The 22,907-nt window shown below is 68.1% G+C and carries 18 protein-coding genes and 1 tRNA gene; 10 read left to right on the top strand and 9 right to left on the bottom strand.

The genetic code is table 11. The annotated features are described in order from the left end of the window. Nucleotides 1–1,323, bottom strand: a complete 1,323-nt coding sequence (aptA, locus tag ACT53U_RS09090; RefSeq protein WP_476154334.1) for an omega-aminotransferase AptA — start codon at nucleotides 1,321–1,323, stop codon at nucleotides 1–3. A gap of 105 nt (nucleotides 1,324–1,428) precedes the next feature. On the opposite strand from aptA, the gene ACT53U_RS09085 reads away from it, so the two are divergent. Continuing rightward, on the top strand, nucleotides 1,429–1,977 hold the full coding sequence (locus ACT53U_RS09085; protein ID WP_476154332.1) for a cupin domain-containing protein: 549 nt from the start codon (nucleotides 1,429–1,431) through the stop codon (nucleotides 1,975–1,977). A gap of 122 nt (nucleotides 1,978–2,099) precedes the next feature. Continuing rightward, nucleotides 2,100–3,344: a GGDEF domain-containing protein gene (locus ACT53U_RS09080; RefSeq protein ID WP_476154330.1), complete on the top strand. Its 1,245-nt coding sequence runs from the start codon at nucleotides 2,100–2,102 to the stop codon at nucleotides 3,342–3,344. Here ACT53U_RS09080 and ACT53U_RS09075 read toward each other — a convergent pair. Continuing rightward, the gene (locus ACT53U_RS09075; protein WP_476154328.1) at nucleotides 3,323–4,336 is read right to left on the bottom strand and encodes an adenosine kinase; all 1,014 of its coding nucleotides are present in this window, start codon (nucleotides 4,334–4,336) and stop codon (nucleotides 3,323–3,325) included. The two genes, ACT53U_RS09080 and ACT53U_RS09075, sit on opposite strands and share 22 nt — an antisense overlap. Before the next feature lie 240 nt (nucleotides 4,337–4,576). On the opposite strand from ACT53U_RS09075, the gene ACT53U_RS09070 reads away from it, so the two are divergent. The 3 genes from ACT53U_RS09070 to ACT53U_RS09060 all read left to right on the top strand — a co-directional run bounded on the left by ACT53U_RS09070 (nucleotide 4,577) and on the right by ACT53U_RS09060 (nucleotide 8,060). Beyond that, nucleotides 4,577–5,944, top strand: a complete 1,368-nt coding sequence (locus tag ACT53U_RS09070; RefSeq protein ID WP_476154326.1) for an NAD(P)H-dependent oxidoreductase — start codon at nucleotides 4,577–4,579, stop codon at nucleotides 5,942–5,944. A gap of 2 nt (nucleotides 5,945–5,946) precedes the next feature. After that, nucleotides 5,947–6,678 (top strand): sulfate transporter family protein, encoded by a 732-nt coding sequence (locus ACT53U_RS09065; RefSeq protein WP_476154324.1) that lies wholly within the window; start codon nucleotides 5,947–5,949, stop codon nucleotides 6,676–6,678. An 89-nt stretch (nucleotides 6,679–6,767) separates the two neighbouring features. After that, complete coding sequence (locus tag ACT53U_RS09060; RefSeq protein WP_476154322.1) at nucleotides 6,768–8,060, top strand: TadE/TadG family type IV pilus assembly protein; 1,293 nt, start codon at nucleotides 6,768–6,770, stop codon at nucleotides 8,058–8,060. Nucleotides 8,061–8,130: 70 nt separating this feature from the next. On the opposite strand, the gene ACT53U_RS09055 is transcribed toward ACT53U_RS09060, so the two are convergent. The 7 genes from ACT53U_RS09055 to ACT53U_RS09025 form a co-directional block, all read right to left on the bottom strand. Then, complete coding sequence (locus ACT53U_RS09055) at nucleotides 8,131–9,918, bottom strand: acyl-CoA dehydrogenase C-terminal domain-containing protein (RefSeq protein WP_476154321.1); 1,788 nt, start codon at nucleotides 9,916–9,918, stop codon at nucleotides 8,131–8,133. Between the two features lie 16 nt (nucleotides 9,919–9,934). Further along, nucleotides 9,935–12,268, bottom strand: coding sequence for a 3-hydroxyacyl-CoA dehydrogenase/enoyl-CoA hydratase family protein (locus ACT53U_RS09050; protein WP_476154319.1), 2,334 nt, complete (start codon nucleotides 12,266–12,268; stop codon nucleotides 9,935–9,937). Then, complete coding sequence (locus ACT53U_RS09045; protein ID WP_476154318.1) at nucleotides 12,268–13,407, bottom strand: thiolase family protein; 1,140 nt, start codon at nucleotides 13,405–13,407, stop codon at nucleotides 12,268–12,270. The genes ACT53U_RS09050 and ACT53U_RS09045 overlap by 1 nt, the downstream gene beginning before the upstream one ends. An 82-nt stretch (nucleotides 13,408–13,489) precedes the next feature. Then, complete coding sequence (locus ACT53U_RS09040) at nucleotides 13,490–13,885, bottom strand: MerR family transcriptional regulator (protein WP_476134619.1); 396 nt, start codon at nucleotides 13,883–13,885, stop codon at nucleotides 13,490–13,492. A 231-nt stretch (nucleotides 13,886–14,116) separates the two neighbouring features. Continuing rightward, nucleotides 14,117–15,727 carry a long-chain-fatty-acid--CoA ligase gene (locus tag ACT53U_RS09035; protein WP_476154316.1) on the bottom strand — a complete coding sequence of 537 codons (1,611 nt, stop codon included), beginning with the start codon at nucleotides 15,725–15,727 and terminating at the stop codon, nucleotides 14,117–14,119. Between the two features lie 99 nt (nucleotides 15,728–15,826). Then, the gene (locus ACT53U_RS09030; protein ID WP_476154314.1) at nucleotides 15,827–17,032 is read right to left on the bottom strand and encodes an OmpP1/FadL family transporter; all 1,206 of its coding nucleotides are present in this window, start codon (nucleotides 17,030–17,032) and stop codon (nucleotides 15,827–15,829) included. 227 nt (nucleotides 17,033–17,259) lie between these two features. Further along, complete coding sequence (locus tag ACT53U_RS09025; protein WP_476154312.1) at nucleotides 17,260–17,562, bottom strand: SCP2 sterol-binding domain-containing protein; 303 nt, start codon at nucleotides 17,560–17,562, stop codon at nucleotides 17,260–17,262. 165 nt (nucleotides 17,563–17,727) lie between these two features. On the opposite strand from ACT53U_RS09025, the gene ACT53U_RS09020 reads away from it, so the two are divergent. The 5 genes from ACT53U_RS09020 to ACT53U_RS09000 all read left to right on the top strand — a co-directional run bounded on the left by ACT53U_RS09020 (nucleotide 17,728) and on the right by ACT53U_RS09000 (nucleotide 22,854). Beyond that, complete coding sequence (locus tag ACT53U_RS09020) at nucleotides 17,728–18,819, top strand: endonuclease/exonuclease/phosphatase family protein (RefSeq protein ID WP_476154310.1); 1,092 nt, start codon at nucleotides 17,728–17,730, stop codon at nucleotides 18,817–18,819. Then, nucleotides 18,816–19,574, top strand: coding sequence for a hypothetical protein (locus tag ACT53U_RS09015; RefSeq protein WP_476154308.1), 759 nt, complete (start codon nucleotides 18,816–18,818; stop codon nucleotides 19,572–19,574). The genes ACT53U_RS09020 and ACT53U_RS09015 overlap by 4 nt, the downstream gene beginning before the upstream one ends. Further along, nucleotides 19,571–20,500 carry a PhzF family phenazine biosynthesis protein gene (locus ACT53U_RS09010; protein WP_476154306.1) on the top strand — a complete coding sequence of 310 codons (930 nt, stop codon included), beginning with the start codon at nucleotides 19,571–19,573 and terminating at the stop codon, nucleotides 20,498–20,500. The genes ACT53U_RS09015 and ACT53U_RS09010 overlap by 4 nt, the downstream gene beginning before the upstream one ends. Nucleotides 20,501–21,018: 518 nt before the next feature. Further along, entirely contained in the window at nucleotides 21,019–22,608 is a 1,590-nt protein-coding gene (locus ACT53U_RS09005; protein WP_476154304.1) for a 2-isopropylmalate synthase, read from the top strand. Nucleotides 22,609–22,778: 170 nt separating this feature from the next. Next, a tRNA-Lys gene (locus ACT53U_RS09000) sits at nucleotides 22,779–22,854 on the top strand. Nucleotides 22,855–22,907 lie beyond the last annotated feature (53 nt).

The raw sequence follows: 22,907 nt of genomic DNA, 5'->3' as shown, positions 1-22,907 counted from the left end.
TCAGGCGGCGCGCTTCAGCACCGCGGCGAGCTTGCCGAACAGCTCGTCGATGTCCGACTTCTCGATGATCAGCGGCGGCGACAGGGCGATGATGTCGCCGGTCGTGCGGATCAGCAGACCCTGCTCGAAGGCGTCGAGGAAGCAGGAGAAGGCCCGCTTGGTCGGCTGGCCTTCGATCGACTCCAGCTCGATCGCGCCGATCAGGCCGGTGTTGCGGATGTCGACGACGTGCGGCAGCCCCTTCAGCGAATGCAGCGCGTCCTCCCAATAGGGCGCGAGCTCGGCGGCGCGGGTGAGGAGACCCTCCTCGGCATAGGTGTCGAGCGTGGCGATGCCGGCGGCGCAGGCGATCGGATTGCCCGAATAGGTATAGCCGTGGGCGAACTCGATCATGTGCTCGGGGCCGGCCATGAAGGCGTCGTGGATCTTCTTCTGGACGAAGACGCCGCCCATCGGGATGACGCCGTTGGTCATGCCCTTGGCGATGGTGAAGAGGTCGGGGCGGACGCCGTAGAAGTCGACGGCGAAGGGCGTGCCGAGACGGCCGAAGCCGGTGATGACCTCGTCGAAGATCAGCAGGATGCCGTGCTTGTCGCAGATGGCGCGCAGCCGCTCGAGGTAGCCCTTGGGCGGCATCAGCACGCCGGTCGAACCGGCCATCGGCTCGACCATGACGGCGGCGATGGTCGAGGGATCGTGCAGCGCGCAGAGCCGCTCGAGTTCGTCGGCGAACTCCGCGCCGTGCTCGGGCTGGCCGCGGGTGAAGGCGTTGCGGGCCGGGTCGTGGGTGTGGCGCAGGTGGTCGACGTGCGGCAGGAGCTGGCCGAACATCTTGCGATTGCCGCCGATGCCACCGACCGACATGCCGCCGAAGTTGACGCCGTGATAGCCGCGCTCGCGGCCGATCAGGCGCACCCGCTGCGCCTCGCCGCGCACCCGGTGATAGGCCAGCGCCATCTTCAGCGCGGTGTCGGCGCTCTCCGAGCCGGAGTTGGTGAAGAAGACGTGGTCGAAGCCCTCGGGCGCGATGCCCACCAGCCGGTTGGCGAACTCGAAGGCCTTCGGGTGGCCCATCTGGAAGGCGGGCGCATAGTCGAGCTCGCCGGCCTGGGCGCGGATCGCCTCGACGATCTTCGGCCGGTTGTGACCGGCGTTGCAGCACCACAGACCCGCCGTACCGTCGAGCACCTTGCGGCCGTCGTCGGTGACGTAGCGCATGCGGTCGGCGGAGACGAACATGCGCGGCGTCTGCTTGAACTGCCGGTTGGCGGTGAAGGGCATCCAGAAGGAGGCGAGATCGTTGGGGCGCGGGTGGGCGGTCATCGGAGCCTCGGTGGTTCGGTTGATATTGCGAACGTTACGGCCGCAAACCCGCCACGCCAACCCCTGGACCGTGTTCGATCCGTTTCGTATTCTGAACACATGAACATGGATATCGACGTCGGCCTCAGGCTCAAGGAACTGCGCATCGCCCACGGCCTGTCCCAGCGGGCTCTGGCGCGGCGCGCGGGCGTGTCCAACGCCACGATCTCGATGATCGAGGCCAACCGGGTCAGCCCGTCGGTGGCGGCGCTGAAGCAGATCCTGGCGGGCTTCCCGATCGCGCTGTCGACCTTCTTCTCGCGCGCCGACGGCGAGCGCGAGAAGGTCGTCTGGCGCGCCTCGGAACTGACCGAGATCGCCGGCGGGCCGATCAGTTACCGGCAGGTCGGCGGCGATCTCGCCGGCCGCTCGCTGCAGATGATGCACGAGCGCTACGAGAAGGGCGCCGCCTCGGGGCGGGCGCTCCTCACCCATCAGGGCGAGGAGGCCGGCATCGTCATCCGCGGCCTGCTCGAGCTGGAAGTCGACGGCGAACGTCACGAACTGAGGCCGGGCGACGCCTATCTCTTCGACAGCCGCCGACCACACGCCTTCCGCAACGTCGGCGACGGCGAACTGGTGATGGTCTCGGCCTGTACGCCGCCGAGCTTCTGACCCGGAGGCCTACAACTTACGCTGCGTAATTTCACGTGGGCGGGATGGACTCGCCGTCATCGAGGCCTTATCGACGACACCGACAATCGGCAGTCGGTCCCTCCACCGGAAAGAGCTTCTCCATGTCGCCCCCTCCTCGCGACGCGCTGATCGCCGAGGTCCTCGCCAACCTGGCCAAACCGGTCGGTCGCCTGGCCTTCACGCCGGTGCTCGAGGAGCACTACCGTGCCTCGATCGCCCCCGACAAACGGCGTTCGATGATCATCGGCACGTTGATCGGCCTCGCGGTTCTCGCCGCCTTCGTGCTGATGCGTTCGCTGGTGCTGGAGATCGACGATCCCGAGCGTTTTTTGACCTGGCTCGGGACGATGGCGGCGATCACCGTGGTCTGCGCGGTCGGTCTGGTGATCACCGCGGCGACCCACGACCATCGGGTGATCGACGCCACGACGATGGTCGCGATCGTCGTCGTCTCGGGACTGGTGTGCTTCAGCTTCCGCATCGAGCCGGCCTCGGTGTCGACGGTCGGCATGTTCTGCTACGTGATGGTGCCGCTGGCGCCCTGCAGCCTGGCGACGCTGCACTTCCGCCAGGCGCTGGCGACGACCCTGGCGGTCTGGGTGCTCTACGTCTTCGTCGTCGCCGACATGCAGGACCTGTCGCCGGCCCTCAAGTGGCCCGCGGTCCTGCTGGTCTTCTCGGTCGGCGCGATGGCTCTGTGGGGCAACTACCGCACGGACCGCGACCATCGTGCGCTCTTCCTGTTCCTCGCCCGCGAGAAGCTGATCGGCGAGATCTCGGAGGCGCGCAACGCCGAACTGCGCGAGATGACGCGGCTCGATCCGCTGACCGGCGTCGCCAACCGCCGCGGCTTCGAGGAGCGGATGGCGACGCTGGCGACCGACGAACGGCAGACGCCCTTCGCGCTGGTGATGATCGACATCGATCACTTCAAGGCCTTCAACGACCGTTTCGGCCACCCCGAGGGCGACCGCTGCCTCACCGCCGTGGCGATGGCGCTGGCCGACGGGCTGCGCGACCACGACGACCTGCTGGCGCGGCTCGGCGGCGAGGAATTCGCCCTGCTGCTTCCGGGGGTCGATGCCCGCGCGGTCGGTCCGATCATGGAACGGCTCAGGCGGTCGATCGAGAGGCTCGCCATCCCGAGCGGGCCGGGCGAGACCATCCCGCCCGGCGTGGTGACGATCTCGCTCGGTGCCTCGATCGTCGAGGCGACCTCGGCGGCGCCGCGGCGCGAGGCGCTGGAACAGGCCGACCGGGCGCTCTACCGCGCCAAACGGGACGGCCGCAATCGTTGGCAGATCCAGGAAGCCGACGCCTTCGCTCAGACGGCGAACCCGGCCTGACGGGCGAGACCGACGAGATCGGTCTGGGAACGGGCGCCGATGTGGCCGATGATCTCGGCGGCGAGCAACCCACCGAGCTCGGCGCAGGCGGCGAGGTCGTAGTCGCGGGTCAGGCCGAAGAGGAACCCGGCGGCATAGAGATCGCCGGCGCCGGTGGTGTCGACGACGCGGGCGATCGGCGAGGCGGCGACGCGGACGGTCTCGTCGCGGGCGACCACCAACGAGCCCTCCTCGGACAGCGTCACCGCGGCCATGGCGACGTCCTCGCGCAGCGCGGCGATGCCGGTGTCGATGTCGGCGGTCTCGTAGAGCGCCTTGACCTCGGCCTGGTTGGCGAAGATCAGGTCGACCATGCCGGTGCGCATCAGATCGAGGAACTCGGCGCGCCAGCGGTCGACGCAGAAGCTGTCGGAGAGCGTCAACGCCACCTTGCGGCCGTTGGCATGGGCGATCCGCGAGGCCTCGCGGAAAGCCGCCTTGGCGGCCGGCGGATCCCACAGATAGCCTTCGAGATAGACGACCTGCGAGGCGGCGACGACCACCGGATCGACGTCGTCCGGGGTGAGATGGGTACAGGCGCCGAGGAAGGTGTTCATGGTGCGCTCGCCGTCGGGCGTCACCAGGATCATCGAGCGGGCGGTCGGCGCGTAGTCCAGGCCGATCTTGAGCAGCGGCGCCGTCTCGAAATGCACGCCGACGGCGCGGATGTCGTGGGAGAAGGTCTTGCCGAGGTGATCGTCGGCGACCTTGCCGAAATAGGCGCCGCGACCGCCGAGGCCGGCCAGCGCGGCGATGGTGTTGCCGGCGGAGCCGCCGGAGATCTCCTTGGCCGGCCCCATGCTCTCGTAGAGACGCTCGGCCTCGCCCGCGTCGATCAGGCGCATCGAGCCCTTGATCAGCCCTTCGCGCACCAGAAAGTCGTCCTCGGTGCGGGCGATCACGTCGACGATCGCATTGCCGATCGCCAGAACGTCGAAGCGGGTGTCGGTCATGACGTGGCCCTGCCGGCGTGGGTGGCTCGTCGCCCGAGGGCGCCGGCGGCGACGATCGTCCGAGCCGGAGCGACGATCGCATCTCGTCGTGGTACAAGGTGACCGTGCCCGATGCAACGGCCGGCGGGATGCGGCCGACGAAGGTGGAAGCCGGACCGTCCTCGCACCGCGAGACGTTGAGTTCGCCGCCGGACTGCCCTATCGGAGGGCGGAACGATCGAGATCCGAAGGAAGCCGATCATGGGAAGAGAGGGCTCGAGCCCCACGCCGGACCTCGCGCAGCGGTTCGTCACGCCGACCGGCCTCGCCGCCGAACTCGCCGCCCACGAGGCCGCGGGCAAGGCCATTCGCATCGGCCTCGTCGGGGTCGGCGAGATGGGGACCGACATCGTCACCCAGATCGCCCTGATGAAGGGCCTGAAGATCACCGTCATCGGCGTGCGTGATCCGGGCAAGAAACACGCGGAACACGCCTTCCTGATCGCCGGTCTCGATCCCGAGCGCATCCGCGTCTGCGAGAGCGCCCCGGCCGTCGCCCGCGCCGTCGAGGCGGGCTACACCGCGGTGACGCCCGACGTCGAGGCGCTGATCACGAGCCCCCACGTCGACGTGGTGATCGATGCCACCGGCAAGCCGGAGATGGGCGCGGTCATCGGCCTCGGCGCGATCGAGGCGGGCAAGCACGTCGTGATGATGAACGTCGAGGCCGACGTCACGATCGGCGCCCTGCTGCAGAGCCGCGCCCGCGAGGCGGGCGTGGTCTACACCGTCGGCGCCGGCGACGAGCCGTCCTCGACGATGGAGCTGATCGAGTTCGTCACCGCGCTCGGCTATCCGGTGATCGCCGCCGGCAAGGGCAAGAACAACCCACTCGACATCGACGCCACCCCCGACCAGTTCGTCGAGGAGGCGACCCGCCGCAACATGAACCCGCGCATGCTGGTGGAGTTCATCGACGGCTCGAAGACCATGGTGGAGATGGCCAACATCGCCAACGCGACCGGGCTCGTGCCCGACGTCGCCGGTATGCACGGCCCCGAGGCGACGCTCGAGAACCTCCACACCATCCTCTGCCCGAAGGCCGACGGCGGCATCCTCTCGCGCAAGGGCGTGGTCGACTACACCATCGGCAAGGGCGTGGCGCCCGGCGTCTTCGTCGTCGCCGAGCTGAGCCATCCCCGGCTGCGCGAGCGGCTGAACGACCTGAAGCTCGGACCGGGACCCTACTACACCTTCTATCGGCCCTATCACCTGACCAGCCTCGAGGTGCCGCTGTCGGCGGCGCGTGCGGTGCTGCACGGCCGCGTCGACATGCGGGCGCTGGCCCGTCCCTCGGCCGAGGTCTCGGCGGTCGCCAAGAAGGATCTGGCGGTCGGCGAACGGCTCGACGCGATCGGCGAGTACTGCTACCGCGCCTTCACCCTCGAATACGAGGCGGCACGGGCGGCCGGCGCCATGCCGATCGGTCTGATCGAGAACGGCACCGTGACGAAGCCGATCCGCAAGGGCGAACTGCTGACGAAGGCCAACGTCGCCCCGCTCGCGGGATCGAAGATCGTCGAGCTGCGCCGTCTGCAGGACGTCATGGTCCACGGGGCGGAGGCGTGACGATGGCGCGGCCCTCGGGTATCGCGCTGGTCGCGGCCTCGATCCGGGCCGGCGTCGCCGACGTCGTCTCGCCGCCCTTTCGCGGCGTGGCGCTGAAGTCGCTCGGCGCGACGCTGCTGATCGTCGTCGTCCTGTGGGCGATCGGCACGCGTTTCTTCACCCATCTGGCGGGCGATGCGGCGGGCGCCCATCCGCTCGACGTGCCGTTCTTCCTCGACGGGGTGTTCTGGATCGCCGGGATCTTCTCGGGCCTCGCCCTGATGATCGGCCTCTCCTTCCTGATCGCGCCGATCACCGCGGCGATCGCCGGCCTCTTCCTCGACGACGTGGCGAGCGCGGTGGAGACGGCGCACTATCCCACCGACCCGCCCGGCCGGGCGATCCCGCTCGGCGAGAGCCTGCGCGAGGCGCTGCGCTTCACCGCCCTGTCGCTCGTCGTCAACGTCGTCTGTCTGGTGTTGCTGCTGATCCCGGGCGTCAACATGATCGCCTTCGTGATCGGCAACGGCTGGCTGATCGGCAGGGAATATTTCGGCTTCGCCGCCCGCCGGTTGATGAGCGAAGACGAGGCGAAGCGGCTCTCGACCGCCTGGAGCGGTTCGGCGATGCTGGCCGGCGTCGCGGCGGCGGGGGTGCTGATGGTGCCCTTCGTCAACTTCCTCGCGCCGCTCTTCGCCGCAGCGACCATGGTCCATCTCGTCAAGAAGACCGCGGCGATCGGCCCGCGGGGCTGAAGGCACCGCCGCCGTCACGCGTCCGCAGTCAGGCTTTCTTATGAATTGGCGCCTAGGCTCGGTGCGCCTTCGTTCTGGGAAAGCTCGAGATGACGTGTCGTGAAAACGGTCCGCGCCGGCGTGACCTTTCGCTGCTCCTGCGGTGCGAGGGCGGCAACGTCGCCCTGATCGCTGCGCTGATCATCCTGCCGCTGATTGTCCTGGTCGGCGGCGCGCTCGACTTCTACACGATGATGGGCGTCCGCTCGCGGCTTTCCTCGGCTGCCGACGCGGCGGTGCTCGCCGCGACCGGCAAGGCGGCGATCACCATGACCACCGCCGATGCCCAGAAGCGAGCCGACGCCACCTTCCGCGCCGTGCTCTCCTCCGACATCGCCGCCGACATCAAGACCGGCACCGCCACCGTCACCGAGAGCGGCGGCGTCCGGACCGCGACCTACACCTATGACGTCGAGACCCATCCGGTGTTCCTGCCGATGGCCGGCATTGCCGCGCCGGAACTCTCCGGCACGGCGACGGCGTCGGTCCAGCTGCCGACCTACATCGACTTCTATCTGCTGCTCGACAACTCGCCGTCGATGGGCGTGGCGGCGACGACCGCGGGCATCGCCACCATGGTGGCCAACACGTCGGACCAGTGCGCCTTCGCCTGCCACGACATGTCGGCCTCGCCGAACGACTATTACGGGCTCGCCAAGAAGCTCGGCGTCGCGATGCGCATCGACGTGGTACGCACCGCGACGCAGCAGCTGATGGACAACGCGACCGCCACGCAGGCCGTCCCCAACCAGTTCCGCATGGCGATCTATTCCTTCGGCCCCAAGGCCGAGACGGCCGGCCTGACGACGGTCGCGTCGCTGACCTCGAACCTCTCGTCGGCCAAGACCTCGGCCAATGCGATCGACCTGATGACGATGCCCTACCAGGGCTACAACTCGGATCAGCAGACCAACTTCAACAGCGCGCTGACCTCGATCAATTCGGCCATTCCGACCCCCGGATCGGGAGCGTCGGCCTCGGCGGTGCCGCAGAAGGTGTTGTTCTTCGTCTCCGATGGGCTCGCCGACTACAACAACTCGTCGTCCTGCACCCAGCCCGATCTCGGTGGCGGACGTTGCCAGGAGCCGATCGACGTCGCCAAGTGCACGGCGATCAAGAACCGCGGCATTCGCATCGCGGTGCTCTACACGACCTATCTGCCGCTGCCGACCAACGATTGGTACAACAACACCGTCGCGCCCTTCGCCTCGCAGATCTCGACCAAGATGCAGGCGTGCGCTTCGCCCGACCTCTATTTCGAGGTGAGCCCGTCGGGCGGCATCGCCGAGGCGATGAACGCGCTCTTCACCAAGACCGTCCAGAGCGCTCGCCTGACGCGGTGATCGCGTCGACCTGAAAACGACGAAGGGCGCCGTGGGGCGCCCTTCGCGTTTCTCGTCGCCGTTCGAGGCCTCAGAAGGCGTCGTCGGGGAACTCCATCATCGAGCGGCCGCCGGCCATCACCATGGCGAAGCGGGCGCCGGTGTCGGGCAGCAGACGGTCCATGAAGAAGCGCGCCGTGGCGATCTTGCCCTCGTAGAAGCTGTCGCCCTCACCGCCGGCGATCTTGGCCTTGGCGACCTCGACCTGACGGCACCACAGATAGGCGAGCGCCACCAGGCCGAAGAGGCGGAGGTAGTCGACCGAAGCTGCACCCGCCTCGTCCGGCCGCGCCATGCCGACGCGCGCCACCTGGGCGGTCGCCTGCTGCAGGCGGACGAAGGCCTTGGCGAGCGGCTGGACGAATTCGCCCATCGCCTCGTCCTCGACCTTGGCGGCGATGTACTCCGAGACCGGGTGGAAGAAGCGGCGCAGCAGACGCCCCGCGCCTTCCGGCATCTTGCGGCCGACGAGATCGAGCGACTGGACGCCGTTGGTGCCCTCGTAGATCTGCGCGATGCGTGCGTCACGCACGTACTGCTCCTGCCCGTGCTCGCGGATGTAGCCGTGACCGCCGAAGACCTGGACGCCGATGTTGGCGACCTCGGAGCCGAGGTCGGTCATCAGCGCCTTGACGATCGGCGTCAGCAGCGAGACGAGATCGTCGGCCTCGGCGCGGGTCTGCGCGTCGGGGTGCTTCTTGGCGACGTCGAGCGACTTCGCCACCCACACCGCCAGCGAGCGGCAGCCTTCCATGTAGGCCTTCTGGGTCAGCAGCATGCGGCGGACGTCCGGATGGACGATGATCGGGTCGGCCGCCTTCTCCGGGTACTTGGCACCCGAGAGCGAACGCATCTGGATGCGTTCCTTGGCGTAGGTGACCGCGTTCTGGCGCGACACCTCGCCGAGGCCGAGACCCTGAACGCCGACCGCCAGACGCTCCGTGTTCATCATGGCGAACATGGCGCGCAGGCCCTTGTGGGCCTCTCCGATCAGCCAGCCCTTGGCGCCGTCGAAGTTCATGACGCAGGTGGCCGAGGCCTTGATGCCCATCTTGTGCTCGATCGAGCCGCAGGCGACCGCGTTGCGCTCACCCGGAGTGCCGTCGGCACGCGGCAGGAACTTCGGCACGAGGAAGAGCGAGATGCCCTTCACGCCCTTCGGTCCGCCGGGGATCTTGGCCAGCACCAGATGGATGATGTTCTCGGTCAGGTCGTGCTCGCCGGCCGAGATGAAGATCTTGGTGCCGGTGATGGCGTAGGACCCGTCGTCCTGCGGGATCGCGGCGGTTCGGAGCAGGCCGAGGTCGGTGCCGCAATGCGGCTCGGTCAGGCACATGGTGCCCGACCAGGTGCCGTCGACGAGCTTGGGCAGATAGGCCGCCTTCAGCTCGTCCGAGCCGTGCGAGGCCAGCGACACGTAGGCGCCGTGGCTGAGGCCGGGATACATGCCGAAGGACAGGTTGGCCGAGCAGATCATCTCCTCGACGAGGGTGTTGACCACCGCCGGCATGCCCTGACCGCCGTAGTCGGGATCGCAGGCGATCGACGTCCAGCCGCCCTCGCGGAACAGCGTATAGGCTTCCTTGAAGCCCTTGGGCGTGCGGACGACGCCGTTCTCGAAGGTGCAGCCCTCCTCGTCGCCGGAGCGGTTGAGGGGGAAGAGGACCTCCTCGCAGAGCTTGGCGGCCTCGTCGAGGACGGGGTCGATCAGATCGCGGGTGAAGTCCTCGTAGCCGGGCAGCGACGCGATGTCGTCGCCGTCGAAGACGTCGTAGAGGTTGAAGCGCATGTCGCGCAGGGGGGCCTGATAGCCGGGCATCGGTTCGTCCTCGCGATCAGTTGCGCAGCGGCTTGCCGGTCGTGAGCATGTGCTCGACGCGGGCCAGCGTGCCGGGGTGGCGGACGAGCGCCATGAAGTTCTCGCGCTCGAGGTCGTAGAGATCGTCCTCGGTGAGTTCGATCAGCATGTCGGCCCGATCACCGCCCGAAAGCACCTTGGCGACGGCGGCGGAGACGACGCGGTCGTGGTCGGTCGCCTTGCCCTGGCGCCAGAAGCCGTCGACGGCGAGGCCGAAGGCGGTGGCGGCAGTGCGGCCGGGCAGCCGGTAGACCGGCGGGGTCGGCGGCTGATAACCCTCGACCAGCGACAGCGCCTTGGCCTTGGCGTCGGCCAGCAGCCGATAGCGGTTCATGGTGATGCCGTCGGCCGGACGCAGGATCTGCATCTCCCTGGCCTCGGCGGCGGACTTCGCGACCTTGGCGGTGGAGATCATCTCGAAGACCTGCGCCAAAGCCGGCATCGGGCCCTTGGGCATCTTCGGCATCGACTGCCAGCGGGCGATCATCTCCTTGCAGCCGCCCCAGCCGGGCAGCAGGCCGACACCGACCTCGACGAGGCCGGTATAGGTCTCGGCATGGGCCTGGATGGCGTCGGAATGCAGCAGGATCTCGCAACCGCCGCCGAGCGCCATGCCCGAGGGCGCGGCGACGACCGGGAAGGGCGCATATTTCAGCGACTTGTAGACCTGCTGGCCGGAGGCGATCAGGTTCTCGATCTCGGGCCAGGCCGCGATGTTGGCGGCGAAGAGCGCGAGGCCGAGATTGGCGCCGACCGAGAACTGCGAGCCCTCGTTGTAGATCACCAGCGCCTTGTAGGACTTCTTGACCAGCGACACGGTCTTCTGGAGAAGGCCGATGATGTCGGGGTCGAGCGAGTTCATCTTGGAGGTGAACTCGAAGCAGAGAACGCCGTCGCCGATGTCCCAGACCGACGCCGAGCCGTTCTTCAGCACCGGCTGCGAGGTCAGCTTGACGTCCTCGAGCATGAGGACGCCCGCCGGGCGCTTCACTTCGCGGTATTGGCCGTCGAGGCCGAGGACCTCGCGACGGCCGTCGACCACGCGGTAGAACGGCCGGCCGGCGGCGGTCTTCAGGATCGGGGCAACCGGCAGACAGGCCTTCTCGAGACGGGCGACGAAGTCGGCCGTGCCGATCTGGTCGATCAGCTCGAAGGGACCCTTCTTCCAATTGTAGCCGAGGCGCATGGACTCGTCGAAGGCCTCGACCTCGTCGGCGGCGTCGCCGACGAGCAGCGCGGCATAGGCGAGCGTGCGGCCCATCACGGCGAAGGCGTAGCGGCCGGCTTCGCTGTCGTGGTCGAACAGCTTGGCGAGCGACTTCGCGCCGACCTTGACGGCCTCGACGTCGGCCCGCTTCTGGGCGCGGTATTCGCCGGTCGAGAGGTCGATCGCCTCCTTCGCCTTGTTCTTCTCGCGGTTGACCCGGTAGAAGCCGCCCTTGCCCTTACGACCGGTGTAGCCGTCGGCGATCATCTTCGGCACGAGCGGAACCGGACGGTTCATCTCGTGGAACATGTCGCCCTGCGGCAGCGCCGCGGCGAGGCTGGCGTTGACGTGGGGCATCAGGTCGAGACCGACGAGGTCGATCAGACCGAAGACGCCGGTCTTCGGGATGCCGAAGGGGCGGCCGATGATCTGGTCGACGTCCTCGATGTCGAGGTGCCGCTCGAAGGCCTCGACGACGGCGGCCTGCATCCACAGGACGCCGAGGCGGTTGGCGATGAAGCCGGGGCGGTCCTTGCAATGGACGACCGACTTGCCGAGCTTGACGTCGGCGAAGGCGGAAATGTCCGCGATCGCCTGTCCGCGGGTCTTCTCGCCCTTCACCACCTCGAGCAGCCGCATGTAGCGCGGCGGATTGAAGAAGTGGGTGATGCAGAAGTCGCTCGCGAAACGATCGCCCATGCCGCCGGTCAGCGTCGCCAGCGGAATGGTCGAGGTGTTCGACGACACGATCGAACCGTCCTTGCGGACCGCCTCGATCTTGGCATAGAGGCCCTGCTTGAGATCCAGACGCTCGACGATCGCCTCGACGATCCAGTCGGCATCGGCGAGAAGACCGATGTCGTCCTCGATGTTGCCGATGGTGACGAGCTTCGCCGCGGCCTTCGACATGAAGGCGGCCGGCTCGGTCTTCAGCATCTTCTCGACCGCACCGCGGGCGATGGCCGAGCGATCGCCGCCCTCCGCGAGATCGCGAGGGACGATGTCGAGGAGCACGACGGGCGTGCCCGAATTGGCGACCTGGGCGGCGATGCCCGCGCCCATCACGCCGGCGCCGATGACGGCGACCTTGCGGATCTCTCCCATCACAGCGCCTCCAGGATGGTGGCGATGCCCTGGCCGCCACCGATGCACTGGGTGGCGAGGCCGAGTTTGCCGCCCTCGCGCTTCATCAGCGAGGCCGTCTTGCCGACGATGCGGGCGCCGGTGGCGCCGAGCGGATGGCCGAGGGCGATGGCGCCGCCGTCGAGGTTGACGCGGGCCGGGTCGAGGCCGAGATCGCGGATGCAGGCGAGGGCCTGGCTGGCGAAGGCCTCGTTGAGCTCGACCACGTCGATGTTCTTGACGTCGATGCCGGCGCGCGCGGCGGCCTTGAGCGAGGCGCCGACCGGGCCGATGCCCATGATCTCGGGATCGCAGCCGGCGACGGCGAAGGACTTGATCGCGGCGAGCGGCTCGAGGCCGTTCTTCTCGGCGTATTCGAGCGAGCAGATCAGCGTCGCCGAAGCGCCGTCGGTCAGCGGCGAGGAGGTGCCGGCGGTGACGACGCCGTCCGTCTTGAAGGCGGGCTTGAGGCCGGCGAGGCCCTCGGCGGTCGTCTCCGGACGGATGCAGCCGTCCTGCGTCACCAGCTTGCCCTTGGGGTCGGTGATCGGGACGATCTCATCGACGAAACGGCCGGCCGCGCGGGCGGCGGTCGCCTTCTGGTGCGAGGCGACGGCGAAGGCCTCCTGCTCAGGCCGCGTGATGCCCCAGCGGGCGGCGACGTTCTCGGCGGTGTCGCCCATGCCGATGTAGGCGCCCGGCATGGCGGCGGCGAAGTCCGGATCGGGCAGGACGTTGTAGCCCATCATCGGCACGCGGCTCATCGACTCGATGCCGGCGCAGACGAAGACCTCGCCCGCACCCATCTGGATGGCACCGGCGGCGGCATGGATCGACTGCATCGAGGAACCGCAGAAGCGGTTGATGGTCTGGCCGCCGACCGAACGCGGCAGACCAGCCATCAGAACCACGAGACGGGCGAGGTTGAGGCCCTGCTCGCCTTCGGGGAAGGCGCAGCCGAGGATCAGGTCCTCGAGGTCGTCGACCTTGACGCCGGTCTTGGCGACGAGGCCGGAGACCACCGCGGAGGCGAGGCGATCGGGGCGGACGAACGCGAGTTCGCCCTTCTTGGCGAGCGTGAACGGCGAACGGGCATAGCCCGCGACGACGACCTTCTTCATCGACGTGTCTCCTGGAGAGAACTCGGAACTCGAGTTGTGCTCGGGGAGACGAACGTCGCGCGGCGGGGGATGCCCGCAGCCTTCAGACCGTCTCCGCCGTCAATCCGCGACCGGCCAGCGTCTCGAGGCTGAGCCGTTCGATTTCCTTCAGTTCCTGCAACGTGGTCTTGACCGCCTGGGCCTGCGCTTCCAGCTGGACGATGCGCTCGCGCGCCTTCTTCACCAGATGCTGCAACTGCTCCGACTGGGTCGTGTCGACGACGTAGAGGTCGAGGTATTCCTTGATGTCGCGCAGCGAGAAGCCCAGCTGCTTGCCGCGCAGGATGAGGATCATCCGCGCCCGGTCGCGATGGGTGTAGACCCGCGTGTTGCCGGCGCGTTGGGGCGAGATCAGCCCCTGGTCCTCGTAGAAGCGGATGGTGCGCGGGGTGACGCCGAGATCGCGGGCGAGCTCCGTGACCGAGAAGATCTTGTCCATGGAAGAAAAGCTCCGCGAGATGCAGGCGACGACATTCAGGGCCGGATATTGCCCTATACGTCACTTTGATGTCACGCGAAATCGTCATCGACGGGCTCGGGTCTTCCAAAGGCTGTGGACGGAGCGCCGTTTCCGAGGGAAACGGCGGCGAACGGTCGGGCGAACCCCGGCCGGAAGGCGGCCCCGTGGGGCCGTGGGTGGGCGGCACGCGGAGGCGTGGCCCGGGACGGATCAGCCGCGATCGGAGAGATCGACGGTCTCGATGGTGTCGCGGGCGACGATCTCCGCGACCAGTTCCTTCTTCGACAGCTTGCCGACCATGGTCTTGGGCAGCGCGTCGCGAATTTCGATCGCCTTGGGCATCTCGATCTTCGAGACCCAGGTCGAGAGGTGCTTCATCAGGTCGTCCGGGGTCGCCTCGTGGTCGGCGCGGAGCTTGACGAAGGCCATCGGCGCCTGGCCACGATAGGTGTCGGGCACGCCGATCACCGTCGCCTCCTCGACCGCCGGATGCTGGTAGAGCGCCTCTTCCAGAACCCGCGGATAGACGTTGTAGCCACCGCAGATGATGATGTCCTTGAGGCGGTCGACCAGGAAGATCGCGCCGTCGGGATCGCGCCAGCCGATGTCGCCGGTGCGCAGCCAGCCGTCGTGGAACTGCTCGGCGGTCGCCTCGGGACGGTTCCAGTAGCCGAGCATGACCTGCGGACCCTTGACGCAGATCTCGCCCTTCTCGCCTTCCGGCACTTCCGTCTCGCCGGTGACGGGAACGCGGATCGACACCTGCGTCTCGGCGACGGTGACGCCGATCGAGCCGACCTTGTCGAAGTCGACGACCGGGTTGCAGGTGACGACCGGCGAGGCCTCGGACAGGCCGTAGCCCTCGATCAGCTTGCAGCCGGTCAGTTCCTCGAAACGGGCGCGGACGTCGCCGGGCAACGGCGCGCCGCCGGAGATGCAGACCTGCATCGAGGTGAGGTCGAGCTTGCGCTCGGCGGCGGCGCGGTTGATCGCGGTGTAGATCGTCGGCACGCCGGGGAAGAGCGTCGGCTTCTTCTTCTCGATGACGTCGATCACCTGCGCCAGCTCGAAGCGCGGCAGCAGGATCAGCTCGGCGCCGATGCGGATGCCGAAGTTCATCACCGCCGTCATGGCGAAGACGTGGAAGAGCGGCAGCACGCCCAGCATGCGCTGGTCGCCCTTCAGGAAGCCGTCGGGCACGAAGGCTGCGACCTGGGTGGCGTTGGCCGTCAGGTTGGCATGGGTGAGCATCGCCCCCTTGGGCACGCCGGTGGTGCCGCCGGTGTACTGCAGCACCGCCACCGTGGTCTTCGGGTCGAAGGGCGCACGGGAAACGGGCGACTTCTGCGCCGTCAGCGCGGCGAAGGAGACGTTGGCGGCGTCGTTCGGCACCTTGGCCACGTCGCCGCGCTTGAACAGGCGGAACAGCCAGTTCTTCGGGAAGGGCAGGATCGCCGCCATCGGACAGACGACGATCGTCTTCAGGCAGGTCTTGCCGAGGAGCTTCGCCACCTTGGGATACATGACCTCGAGATCCATGGTGACCATGATCTCGCTGCCGCTGTCGTTGACCTGGTGGATCAGCTCACGCTCGACGTAGAGCGGATTGAAGTTGACGACGATGCCGCCGGCCTTCAGCACCGCGAAGTAGCAGACGACCGAATAGGGCGTGTTCGGCAGGCAGAGGCCGACGCGCGTCCCCTCGACCACACCGAGACGACGAAAGCCCGCGGCGGCACGATCGACGAGATCGCCGATCTCGCCGTATGTCCACTTGGCGCCGAGAAAATCGACGCAAGGGGCACCTGGACGACGCGCCACCGCGTCGTCCAGAAGGTCGGTCAGAGGGCGGAGTTCCACCGCCCCCCGGCCGGATGTCCCGCCGGGGTTGCCAGTCGTGTTCACGATGTCGGTTCCGTCTCAGAACTTGTAGGTGAAGCTCGTCGAGAAGATGTCGACCGAGGCCTTGAAGCTGCCGGTCAACGGCGTCGGCGTCGTCAGCGCGACGTCGGCGGAGGCGGCGAACAGATGGGCGTAGGCGAGGTTCAGGCGAAGCTTCTCCGAGTAGTCCCAGGTGTAGCCGGTCGACAGCCAGTAGCGATCCGCATCGGGAACACGCACGCCGCGATGCTGAGCATCCTTGATCGCGCCCATGTCGTAGGCGGTGCCGACGTGGATGGTGTGACCCTTGGTCCACTGGTAGTCGGCGCCGACCGAGAAGAACCAGGTGTCGCGCCAACTGAAGTCGGTGATCGGAACCGCGAGCGAGCCGTTCGTGCCGTAGACCGCGAGGTCCTTCAGGACCGACCACTGGGTCCACTGGGCGTCGGCCATGATGGCCCACTTGTCGTCGAACGCGTGATAGAACGACGCCGTCGCGGTGCCGGGCAGCGTGAAGTCGGCCGTGATGTCCGCGGTCGACAGCACAAACGGCATCGACGAGGTGCGCTGACCCTCGAGGCCGTGGCGGATGTTCGAGCGATAGGCCAGGCCGATGCGGGTCTGCGGCGAGAACTCCCACAGGGCGCCGACGTTCCAGCCGAAGCCGATGTCGCTGCCCTTCAGGCGACCGAGGAAGCCGGCCGGCGCGGCCGGGTTGCCGAAGGTCAGGTCGGCCTCGGCCCAGTCGCCGGTGATGCCGACGCCGATCGAGAGGTTCTTGTTGATGCGATAGGCGACGTTGCCGTTGATCGCGATGTCGGTGATCGCGGAAGCGACGCCGTGGGCACGGGCGTTCCAGTTGCCCGGATAGCTCGAGCGCAGACCGAAGGGCGAGACCACGGCGAGACCGAACTTGATGTCGTCGCTGACCGAATACATGGCGAAGGTCGAGCCGACCGCCGCGTCGGAGATCGCGTCGCCGGTGGAGATGGCGGCGCCGCCGAGGCCGCGACCGTCGAAGCGTGCCTGCGGGGCGATCCAGGTCAGCGAACCGGCGATCTGGTTGCCGTGCAGCATGGTCATGCCGGCCGGGTTGTACCAGATGGTGGCCGGCGAGGACGCCTTGGCGCCCGATCCGGCGAACGAGTTCCCGAGATATTCGGAGCTCTGTTCGCGCAGCATGAAGCCGGCGGCGGAAGCCTCGCCGGCGACGCCGACCAGAGCCAGACCGGCGACACCCGCCATGAGCCAATTCTTCTTCGACGCCTTCATCGTTCCCCCCGAGCCTTTTCGGCTCACTTCTCGCTTCCACGCCACTCGGTTGACCCTACGACACCCCGCCGTGGTACGGAGCACGAGCCGATTGTGGCGAAAAATTAACGAACCGTTTTGATCACGTCAACCGGACGAGATTGACGTATTGGTCAACCGTGGCACGCCGGACACACGTCGGACGTGCCGATCCGCACGTCTCACGCGATGGCGCCGACCAGCTTCATGGCGATGCCGAGCGAGCCGGCGACGCGGATCTTGCCGAGGCCGTAGGCCAGCATCGGGTCGAGCTTGCCGTCGAGCAGTTTCAACAGGTTTTCACGCGTCATCGTGATGGTGCAGTCGGCCGGCTCGTCGGATTCGGTCTCGATGACCGCCGAACCGGAGCGCGCGTCGAGAAAAGCGCCGCCGTCGGAGCCGAGATCGAAACGCACCAGAGCGCCCAGTCGCGACAGCGAGGGCAGGGTGGCGCGGAGCCGTTCTTCGAGGGTCTCGTCGATCACGTTCGTCATTCCTCCCGACGACATTCGTATTTGCACGCAATCTCGCATCGCTTTCCCAATACGTCAAGCTCATGCCGTATTAGACATGCGTCGAGTCGACGCCCTTCTCGTCACTCTCGCGGCGCGGTGCGTTTCGCGCTAGTTGTTCGGGGCGAGGAGCCGCGCATGGTCGTCAGGGTCGCCACCTTCAATGTCGAGAACCTCGTCCGCCGTATCGGCGAGACCCGCGACCGGCGCACCGGCGCCTGGGTCCCGGATCCCGCCGTCGGCCTCTGGGACCACGCCAGCGAGAGCGAGGGCCGACTGATCGAGCGGGCGCTGCAGGTGGCGATCTCCGACGACCAGCGTCAGGCTACCGCCCAGGCGATTCGCGACTGTGACGCCGACGTCGTCTGCCTGCAGGAGGTCGACGGGCTCGAGGCGCTGCGCTGGTTCCACGATCGCTACCTGAGGCGCGCCCTCGACGAGCCCTACGAGCACTTCGCGCTGCTCGAGGGCAACGACCGGCGCGGCATCGACGTCGCGGTGATGAGCCGGCGCGGCCTGCCGATCCGGGTGATGAGCAACGCCGCCCTCACCTATCGCGACCTCGACCTCTTCGACGAGGATCTGCGCCGCTGGGGCGCCCAGCCCGACGACCGGATCTTCAAGCGCGACGCGCTCGAGGTCGAGGTGGAGACGGCGGCCGGCGTCCTCACGCTGTGGATCTGTCACTTCAAGTCGATGAACGAGGGCCGCGACCGCACCATGGCGATCCGGCGCGCCGAGGCCCGTGCCGTCCGCCGGCTGGTCGAGGCGAAGTTCGGCGCGAAGACCGCGCGGGCGAACTGGGCGATCCTCGGCGACTTCAACGACCACCGCCAGCGCATCCGTCTGGTCAAGGCCGCCGACGGCATGCTCGACGCCATGGTCGAGCGGATGGAGGCTTCGGCGCTCGATCCGTTCCATGCCGACCACTTCGCCCACGACCTCGTCGAGCGCCTGCCGCCGATCGAACGCTGGACGCACTACTGGTCCGAGGGGCGCGAGCTCGCGGCGCTCGATCACGTTCTCGTCTCGCCGGCGATCGCCCGGGCCGATCCGCGTGCCGTTCCGCAGGTGATCCGCTCCGGCCTGCCCTACAGGGTGCCGGTCGAGCGGATGCGGCCGCGGCCCGCCGCCTTCGAGCGCTACCCGCGTATCGGCTTCGACCGGCCCAAGGCCTCCGACCACTGCCCGGTGGTCGTCGACATCACGCTCGCGGAGACCACACCTTGAACATCGTCCCCTCGCGTCTCGACCGGCCGCTCCGTCTCGATGCGATCGAGATCGCGGTCGGCGACCCGCTGGTCCTCGACGCCCCGCGCGAGGCGGCGGTCCGGGACCACTGGGTGGTGGCGACCGCGGCCAATCCGACACTGTGGAACGGGTCGGCATTCCTGTTCGAGGGGGCGACGGTCGCCGGCGGCGTCTTCTCGGCGACGGCGCGGCCGACCGACTATGCGACGTTGCTCCACGCGCTGCGCCGCGGCTTCGACCGCGCCGATCTGCTGCACGTCTTCCCCGTCCCGGCGGTGACCAGTGCCGACGGGGCGCTGCTCGTCGGCCGCCAGGGGGCGACCACCGCCAATGCCGGGCTCGCCTATCCGCCCTCGGGCTCGTTCGACGCCGACGATCGCGTCGGCGATCGGATCGACCCGGTCGCCAACATGACCCGCGAGCTCGCGGAAGAGGTCGGGTTGGCGATCGACGCCTTCGTCGCCGATCCCGGCTGGTGGATGATTCCGTCGGGACCGTCGCGGCTCGCGCTGGTCCGGCGGCTGCGGTCGCCCCTTCCCGCCGCGGTGCTCGCCGAACGGATCGCGGCGATCGACCACGACGATCCGCACGGGGAGATCGAACGCGTCGCCTTCCTGCCCTTCGACGCCCCCCTCGCGGGCCAGAAGACGGTGCCCTACGTACCCCGTCTGCTCGCTCTCCTCGCCGCGGAAGATCGCGGCGAGACGCTCCGTCATTTCGAGGAAACGCCATGACCCGCCGCCGCCACGTCGTGCTCGACGTCTTCACGACCCAGGCCTACGCCGGCAATCCGCTCGCCGTGGTGCTCGACGCCGAAGGGCTCGACACGGCGGCGATGCAGACGATCGCGCGCGAGTTCAACCTGTCCGAGACGGTCTTCGTGTTGCCGCCCGAAAAGCCGACGCATTCGGCGAAGCTCAGGATCTTCACGCCGACGCGCGAGTTGCCCTTCGCCGGCCATCCGACCGTCGGGGCGATCGCGCTGATCGCCGAGGAACGTTTCGGCCGTCCCGCCGGCGGGCTCGACGCCGTCGTGGTGGTCGAGGAGACGGTCGGCGTCGTCCGCGCCGCGGTGCGGCTGTCGGAGAGCGAGGCGACCTGGGTCGAGTTCGACGCGCCGCGCCTGCCGGCGCCGGTTCCCGGGGACATGCCGCCCAAGGGCGAGATCGCCGACGCGCTCGGGCTCGACGTCTCCGACATCGGTTTCGAGAACCACGTGCCCTCGCAGTTCGAGGCGGGCGTCACCTTCGCCTTCGTGCCGGTCTCCGGCCTCGACGCGATCGGCCGGGCCCGGCTCGACTCGCGCCGGTGGAGCGCCGCCTTCGGCAAGGCGGAGGCCTTCTCGGTCTTCGTCTACTGCCGCGAATGCCGGCGTCACGACGGCGACTTCCACGCCCGCATGTTCGACTACGGCTTCGGCATCGGCGAAGACCCGGCGACGGGCTCGGCGGCGGCGGCCTTCGGCGGCGTGGTCCATCGCTTCGACGCGCCGACCGACGGTACCCACCGGCTCAGGATCGAGCAGGGCTTCGAGATGGGGCGGCCGAGCCTGATCGATCTGACGCTGGAGATCGAGAAGGCCCGCCCGGTCGCCCTGCGCATCGGCGGCAGTACCGTTCGGGTGGCCGAGGGCACGCTGGTCGCCGTGCCGCGATGTTGAACGATCGGGCCCGCTCGGAGATCCCGGCCATCGTCGAGGCCGTGACGCGGAAGGCCGAGCGGCAGGCGAGACGACGGTCCCGCAGGGCGGAAAGGCGACGGTTCGCGCCGCCTGACGGCAAGAAGCACTTGCGTCTTGCCGCGGCGAACGGTATTTCGGAAGGAGCTTCGCGCATGGGTCGCGGGGCGGCGTGCGCGTATCCGGCGACGATGTCCGGAACGGCGCCGAGCGGGAACCGCCCGGGGGCGTGTTCCGAGGGACTGGACGGACGGAAATGATCGCGCGGACCGCATCATCGCCGACGATCGAAGCGCCTTTCGGCGCCACGGCCACCCGCGCCCTTCTTTCCTCGCTTCTTCTCCTTATCGGCCCCTGAGCGCCGACCGCCCTCGCATGGCCGAGGCGGGCACTCAGGGGATGAGCAGCGAACCGGCAACCGAACCCATTTCGGCGCCGAAGGCGGACATCCAACCATCGCTTCCGCCGGCGCGCCCGACCGATACCCGAGGACGAGACCCATGAACGTATCCACCCCCGCCGCCCGCGAACGCGTCAAGATCTTCGACACCACCCTGCGCGACGGCGAACAGTGCGCCGGCGCCTCGATGACCTTCGAGGAGAAGATCCAGGTCGCCGAACTGCTCGACGCGCTGGGCGTCGACATCATCGAGGCCGGCTTCCCGATCGCCTCCCAGGGCGACTTCGAGGCGGTCTCCGAGATCGCCCGCCGGCTGCACACCGCCGTGCCCTGTGGTCTGGCCCGCGCCGCCACCAAGGACATCGACCGTGCGGCGGAAGCGCTGCGCAACGCGCACGCCTTCCGCATCCACACCTTCATCTCCACCTCGCCGGTGCACATGAAGTACAAGCTGCAGATGGAGCCCGACGCGGTCCTGGAGAAGGTCTTCGCCTCGGTCGCGCGTGCCCGCAGCCACACCGACGACGTCGAGTGGTCGGCCGAGGACGCCACCCGCACCGAGTTCGACTTCCTGTGTCGCTGCGTCGAGGCCGCGATCAAGGCCGGCGCCACGACGATCAACGTGCCCGACACCGTCGGCTACACCACGCCGGAGGAATACGCCTCGCTGTTCCGCCGCCTGATCGAGGCGGTGCCGAACTCCGACAAGGCGATCTTCTCGACCCATTGCCACAACGACCTGGGCATGGCGGTCGCCAATTCGCTGGCCGGCATCACCGGCGGTGCGCGCCAGATCGAATGCACCATCAACGGCCTGGGCGAGCGCGCCGGCAACGCCGCGCTGGAGGAGGTCGTCATGGCCATCCGCACCCGCGCCGACGTGCTGCCCTTCACCACCGGCGTCAAGACGCCGATGCTGATGCAGGCCTCGAAGCTGGTCTCGACCGTCACCGGCTTCCCGGTCCAGTACAACAAGGCGATCGTCGGCAAGAACGCCTTCGCCCACGAGAGCGGCATCCATCAGGACGGCATGCTGAAGCATGTCGAGACCTACGAGATCATGCGTCCCGAGGACGTCGGCGTGCGCGAGACCAATCTGGTCATGGGCAAGCACTCCGGCCGCCACGCCTTCCGCGAGAAGCTGAAGGACCTGGGCTACGATCTGGGCGACAACGCCTTCGAACAGGCCTTCGACCGGATGAAGGCGCTCGCCGACCGCAAGAAGCACGTCTACGACGAGGACATCGAGGCGCTGGTCGAGGACGGCATCGCCGGGGCCGCCGAGGGCGCCAAGGTGATCGCGCTGACGGTCATCGCCGGCACCGGCGGTCCGCAGAAGGCGATCATCACCATGGACGTCGACGGCACCCACATCACCAAGGAAGCCAACGGCACCGGTCCGGTCGACGCCTGCTTCAACGCCATCAAGGCGATCCTGCCGCACGAGGCGCGGCTGTCGCTCTATCAGGTCCATGCGGTGACAGAGGGCACCGACGCGCAGGCCGAAGTGTCGGTGCGTCTGGAGGAGGACGACCGCGTCGCCACCGGTCGCGGCGCCGACGTCGACACGCTGGTTTCGTCCGCCAAGGCCTATGTCGCGGCCCTCAACAAGCTGTCGATCCGCCGCGAGAAGGCGAACGCTCCGGGCGTCGAGGGCTCCGAGCCGGTGCGCGTCGGCGAGCGGGTCTGAGGCGAAAAATCTGCGAAAATGCGCCGTCGGAGACCCCTCCGGCGGCGTTTTCGCGTTTATCCACAAGCCGTTGCGGCGGCGCGAAGAAATTTTGCCGCCCCTGTTGCATCTCGCGATCCGCCCCGCTATACGGATCGCACTTCGCCGACGGCGTCAGCCGCCGGAGAGAAGGGCGCTTAGCTCAGTTGGTAGAGCAGCTGACTCTTAATCAGCGGGTCACAGGTTCGAATCCTGTAGCGCCCACCACTCCTCCCTCGGGAGGCGAAAACGAAAAGGCCGCCTCCGGGCGGCCTTTTCGT

It is taken from the genome of Pinisolibacter sp. DMC19 (genome assembly GCF_056313985.1).
The sequence above is the reverse complement of the archived record's forward strand: the minus strand, read 5'-3'. Positions and strand labels throughout refer to the sequence as shown.

Coding starts and splice junctions, on each gene's coding strand:
- aptA (WP_476154334.1), bottom strand. CDS start 1,323: ATGACCGCCCACCCGCGCCCCAACGATCTCGCCTCCTTCTGGATGCCC.
- ACT53U_RS09085 (WP_476154332.1), top strand. CDS start 1,429: ATGGATATCGACGTCGGCCTCAGGCTCAAGGAACTGCGCATCGCCCAC.
- ACT53U_RS09080 (WP_476154330.1), top strand. CDS start 2,100: ATGTCGCCCCCTCCTCGCGACGCGCTGATCGCCGAGGTCCTCGCCAAC.
- ACT53U_RS09075 (WP_476154328.1), bottom strand. CDS start 4,336: ATGACCGACACCCGCTTCGACGTTCTGGCGATCGGCAATGCGATCGTC.
- ACT53U_RS09070 (WP_476154326.1), top strand. CDS start 4,577: ATGGGAAGAGAGGGCTCGAGCCCCACGCCGGACCTCGCGCAGCGGTTC.
- ACT53U_RS09065 (WP_476154324.1), top strand. CDS start 5,947: ATGGCGCGGCCCTCGGGTATCGCGCTGGTCGCGGCCTCGATCCGGGCC.
- ACT53U_RS09060 (WP_476154322.1), top strand. CDS start 6,768: ATGACGTGTCGTGAAAACGGTCCGCGCCGGCGTGACCTTTCGCTGCTC.
- ACT53U_RS09055 (WP_476154321.1), bottom strand. CDS start 9,918: ATGCCCGGCTATCAGGCCCCCCTGCGCGACATGCGCTTCAACCTCTAC.
- ACT53U_RS09050 (WP_476154319.1), bottom strand. CDS start 12,268: ATGGGAGAGATCCGCAAGGTCGCCGTCATCGGCGCCGGCGTGATGGGC.
- ACT53U_RS09045 (WP_476154318.1), bottom strand. CDS start 13,407: ATGAAGAAGGTCGTCGTCGCGGGCTATGCCCGTTCGCCGTTCACGCTC.
- ACT53U_RS09040 (WP_476134619.1), bottom strand. CDS start 13,885: ATGGACAAGATCTTCTCGGTCACGGAGCTCGCCCGCGATCTCGGCGTC.
- ACT53U_RS09030 (WP_476154314.1), bottom strand. CDS start 17,032: ATGGCGGGTGTCGCCGGTCTGGCTCTGGTCGGCGTCGCCGGCGAGGCT.
- ACT53U_RS09020 (WP_476154310.1), top strand. CDS start 17,728: ATGGTCGTCAGGGTCGCCACCTTCAATGTCGAGAACCTCGTCCGCCGT.
- ACT53U_RS09010 (WP_476154306.1), top strand. CDS start 19,571: ATGACCCGCCGCCGCCACGTCGTGCTCGACGTCTTCACGACCCAGGCC.
- ACT53U_RS09005 (WP_476154304.1), top strand. CDS start 21,019: ATGAACGTATCCACCCCCGCCGCCCGCGAACGCGTCAAGATCTTCGAC.